General features: G+C 58.0%; 5 protein-coding genes. 3 read left to right on the top strand and 2 right to left on the bottom strand.

What is annotated here, in order from left to right:
* The first annotated feature begins 802 nt into the window (after positions 1–802).
* Genes IEV82_RS23290 through IEV82_RS23280 form a run of 3 tightly spaced genes read left to right on the top strand, consistent with a single transcriptional unit; the run spans position 803 to position 1,751 of the window.
* Positions 803–1,201: a flagellar export chaperone FliS gene (locus IEV82_RS23290; RefSeq protein WP_188484471.1), complete on the top strand. Its 399-nt coding sequence runs from the start codon at positions 803–805 to the stop codon at positions 1,199–1,201.
* Complete coding sequence (locus IEV82_RS23285; RefSeq protein WP_188484470.1) at positions 1,198–1,530, top strand: hypothetical protein; 333 nt, start codon at positions 1,198–1,200, stop codon at positions 1,528–1,530. Before IEV82_RS23290 ends, IEV82_RS23285 begins: the two co-directional genes overlap by 4 nt.
* Positions 1,527–1,751, top strand: a complete 225-nt coding sequence (locus tag IEV82_RS23280; RefSeq protein WP_188484469.1) for a hypothetical protein — start codon at positions 1,527–1,529, stop codon at positions 1,749–1,751. The genes IEV82_RS23285 and IEV82_RS23280 overlap by 4 nt, the downstream gene beginning before the upstream one ends.
* A 6-nt stretch (positions 1,752–1,757) precedes the next feature.
* On the opposite strand, the gene IEV82_RS23275 is transcribed toward IEV82_RS23280, so the two are convergent.
* Entirely contained in the window at positions 1,758–3,692 is a 1,935-nt protein-coding gene (locus tag IEV82_RS23275) for a PAS domain-containing hybrid sensor histidine kinase/response regulator (protein WP_188484468.1), read from the bottom strand.
* On the bottom strand, positions 3,689–4,189 hold the full coding sequence (locus tag IEV82_RS23270; RefSeq protein ID WP_188484467.1) for a methanogen output domain 1-containing protein: 501 nt from the start codon (positions 4,187–4,189) through the stop codon (positions 3,689–3,691). The genes IEV82_RS23275 and IEV82_RS23270 overlap by 4 nt, the downstream gene beginning before the upstream one ends.
* Positions 4,190–4,562 lie beyond the last annotated feature (373 nt).

The following is a 4,562-nucleotide window of genomic DNA, read 5'->3' as shown; positions in this document are numbered from 1 at the left end:
CGGTATGGCCAAGCCACGGGCGCGCCGTCTTGAACACATCCAGGAACGGCTGCTGCACGCTCCAGTCCACAATCCCCCGCAACCCAAAAGAAAGTCCCGCAGAAGACGTCTGCGTTCCAAATACATCAACCAAAGGTTCCATGTGTCATCTCCGACCAGTGATTTGATCGAGAGCCAGAGATGGTCAGTCCGAATTTGGAACATGCGCCGTTATTGAGAAAAGCAGAGATTTTCTCTTTAGCCATAATTAGATTTATTCTGACTGGATATCGGAGCGAAAGAATTTTTTGAAATTTATAAAATTCTCTTTTTTCTGTTCGTTTATCCGTTTGCAGCATTGTCTGCTTTTGTGTGTATCCGTCAAAATCTGGTTGTTTCCAAATCCAGGCAAAAACCCCCGCCTCGATTTCATATCAGTTAAATCGGGGAAACAATGCCTGACCTCAATCTATCCTAAGTCGGAATAGAGTCGCCTAAGTTATCCCAGAGATACGAAATAAAATCGAATGCAGTCAGATCATTTCAATAGAAACTTCCGAATATCGAAGCGGTACTCGGTGAGCGAAAGATACGTGTCGGAATATCCCGAAGAGATGGCGATATCGAAAGCGACGCCGACAGTGATGCCCCAAACCGATACGCGAGAGCGACGCGCAGCGGCCCTGTGCCCGCGAAGGCCCGGAAAACCCGTTGGGTCCACAGGCGACCCCCCGTTTTCAGATCCGTACAGGGCGATTCTAAAATCCCTCGGGATGGTGCCGTTAACAGAATCAGCCGCAGCGACATTGCAAGGAGAGGCCCGATGAGTTTTGCGTTTGCACGATCCCGCTATCGGCAGGCTGACACGATCTTCCAGGAAAACGCGACCCGGCCCTATGACGTCGTGTTCGTGACCCTGAAGGAATTGTCCCGGTCTCTGGGTGTTCTTGCCGCGGTGCAGGGCAGCGGTCGCCCCTTGCCGGCAGACCATGTCAACCGGGCCCTGACGGCGATCTACATCCTGCAATCGAGCCTTGATTTCGAACAGGGCGGAGAGATTGCGGGAGACCTGTTCCAACTCTACGAATTCGCGCGGTTTCACGTGCTCAAGGCATGGCGCGACGATGCCGATGCCCGGCTCACCGAAGCGGCCGAGGCCATGTCCGAGATCCTCGAAGCCTGGAAAGAGATCGGACCCCAGCTGGAGACCCCCCCGGAATGACGGCACCTCGCAATGACATGACCGATCACGGCATGGCCGATCGGATGGATCGGTTGATCGCCAATCTCGAATCTGCGGTCGCGTCCGAAGACCTGTCGCGCATTGCCTGTGCCGACCATGCGCTGCGCAACGAGGTGATTGCCCTTATCGGCGGCACCGACCTGATGCAGCACGATGCCTCGGCCCGGGTGATCGTTCTGAACGATGCGCTGGTCGCGGTGCGCCATGCCATCAACGTGCTGCTGGACCGATCGGCCCGGCAGGCGGTGCAGACCAACGCCAAGCTGATCTACCTGAACACCGAACGCACACGGAAACGCCCGGCATGATCGGCAGGAGCGTCTCGCGCTGTGCCACATGCAGCACCCTGCGCTGGTTCCTGACCGCCGCCGGAGCGCTGATCCTGGCGCTTTACCTGCAGCCGGGATGGGCAGTGCGGATCAGCGGCCTGCTGCCCTCACCGCTTGTCATCGGACTGGGCATCTGCGGGGTCGGCGGCCTTGGCTTCGCGGTCGGGCTGTGGCGGATGCGGTCGTCGCAGGACAGCTGATCCGGCTCAGGCGCTGCGCGGCAACCTGTGCACCACCTCTGTCCTTGCACGGTCGGGCTTGAGATATTTCTCCAGCGACTGATTGCTCAGCGGTTTCTGCTCCACGCAGTTCATCCCGGCCAGCGTCATGTCCTTGACGATCTCATGATCGACATAGGCGGTCAGACCACAGATAAAGCTGTCCCGGGCGCGGAACCGGCTGCGGATGATCCGCGTCGTTTCCATTCCATTCAGATTAGGCATGTTGCGGTCGATGAAGATCAGTTTGGGCCAAGTGTCCTGCGCGGTTTTCAGGATTCGCAACGCGCCCGTGCCGCCGGTGGCGGTCAGCACCTTGTAGCCATAGGCGGCCAGCCGGGCAGACAGGATCTGAAGGTTGACCACGTCATCATCGATGACAAGGATCGTATCTCCCGGGGCAAGGTTCAACCCGTTGGCAACCGACCCGATCTCTTCGGGCTCGACCCGCTCCACATCCCCTTCGGCAAAAGGAAGCATGACGGTAAAGGTGGTGCCTTTGCCAAGCTCAGATGTGAAATCGATCGTGCCCTTGCGAAGCTCGACCGCGCGCTTGACGAGCGCCAGGCCGACACCGACCCCTGATTGGATCTCCATCTCGGCGGCGGTGGTGACGAAGGCATCGTAGATGCGCGGACGCAGCGCCTCGGAAATGCCGGTGCCGGTGTCCCGGACCTGCAATTCCAGAGATCGGCTGTCCTCATGCACCGTGATGGAGAACACGACCGCATCTCCCGCCGTGGTATGCTTGAGCGCGTTGGACACAAGGTTCGTCATGATGAGAAAGACATCGGTCGCATCGACCGGGACAGAGGCATGCCTGTCGCCGGAGATGGCGCCGTTCAGTCGGACCTGATGATGCTCGGCGATCAGCGCGTGCTGACGCATCAGCCGCTCGACAAGCTCGACCGGGCGGAACTGCACGATCTCGCGCTTGCTGCCCCGGCTCATGCTCAGGATGGAACTGTACTGAAGCAGCGCATCCTTCGCCGCTTCCTCGATCATCGTGACATAGCGGTCGGCCTCGGCACCCAGCTTGCCGAAGCTGCGCAGGTTCTCGGCGATGGAAACGAGTTTCGACAGCGGCGCGCGCATTTCATGCGACATCAGACGGTTGAATTCATCCATGGCCTTGTTGGCCATATCGAGCTCCGAATTGAGCTTCTTGACCTCGGCGAAGCGTCGGGAATCCGTCAGGTCGCGCAGGGTCAGGAAAAACTCCGGCGAACTCTCTGACCCGTTCGAGCCAAGGCTGACCGAGACGGGGATGTCGCGCTGCGGGCCGTGCAGCGTCGCATCGAATTGCGACGGAGCGATCCTCGACAGATCGACACGCGTGGCCCCGGTCCCGATGATCTGCGCCGCAACGCTGTCTTCGGAGATCACGTCGAACAGCGTCTTGCGGGTCAGCTCGTCCTCGGTCAGGCCGACAAGGCGCAGCAGGGCCGGGTTGCCATACACGAACCCACCGGCACGGTTCAGGATCGCGTTGCCTTCCCGCGCCGTGTTGAAGAACGCGCCGAAACGATCGGACACGCGACGCTTGTGATAGGCCTGCAACGCGGCGGCCCCTTCGGATTGGCTGGCCATGGTGAACGCCGCCATGCGGGCGCTCTGAATGATCTTCACCAGCAGGATCACCTCTTCCGTGGCCGGGGTGATCCGCCGGATATTGGCCCGCTGACGCCCCTTCGCCCCCTCGAAGGAAAAGGGCAACGGCGTGCTCTGACCGGCACCGGCCTTCAGCGTGGCCCGGCCGGCATCGCCGTTGAAATACCGGGACAGCGGTCCGGTGACATTCAGCTGCTGGATCGCATGATTTGCGAAAAGGCAGACCCCCTCTCCATCGATCACCATGAAAGACGCAGAGGCATCCCGAATGAAGTCGCAGATGACATCGAGTCGTTCGGACAGCACTGTCATACGCGTCCGAAATATCTTTTTCCCGGAGCCTCCGGCTGGTTCAGATAAACGACGACCCGGCAGCACGTGTCACCTGCCGCGAGCGATTTCTGAATATCAACATTCGCCTGTCCGGCAGCTTCGGAACTGATCACCCCGAAAACCGAAGAGGTTATCATGCACAGGGATTGAAGACCCGCCGCCTTTTTCCCGAAAGGACAGCGATTGTTGATCAGGGTGATTTTTCCGTCTTCGACGGACTCTACCGAAAACCCTCCATCAATACGCGTCTTGAGATCGACCAGCACCTTGGCGATTGCCTCGGCAGTCAGATCCGGCTTTCCGGAGTCCGAACAATAGGCCTTGTAAAGATCATGGCCCATTTCGGACCCGACAAGAGCAAGATACCCTTCGGTATCCTCGTAGCCGATAACCCGCTCGAGCGAGCTTGTGAGATTGGTGATCATTTCCAGATAGAACCTTGTCTTATCAAGATCATCTGTCCAAAGTGATAACATGCAATATCTCTCCTTGTGTCAGGCACAAAGATCTTTTGGGAGAAACTCGTAACAACTCAACAGCTTGTTCGATCTCAGGCTGGTCGTGTTTTTTACACATATAATACTCGTAAAAATCCAAAGTGTTTTACGCGAAACGGCTATGAAATGTCGGAAACGCTCTATTGGCCCCTGACATCCGGTTGAATGCGATGTGAAATACGCATGGTTCGAAAAGGTGTATTTTTTTCGGGTCTTTTTCCCATCCGTTGAGAGAAGTCCGGCCCAACCGATGTCCCCGGGGGCGGGGGAGGCACGATTGGACCGGGTCGCGCCCCCACGAGCGTGGCGTGCGACATGCTGGCAGCGGAGGTGGCTCCGGTGATACTCATGG

This window comes from Marivita lacus (assembly GCF_014637725.1).
Taxonomy (GTDB): Bacteria; Pseudomonadota; Alphaproteobacteria; order Rhodobacterales; family Rhodobacteraceae; genus Marivita; species Marivita lacus.
This window is presented reverse-complemented; position numbering and strand designations above follow the sequence as displayed.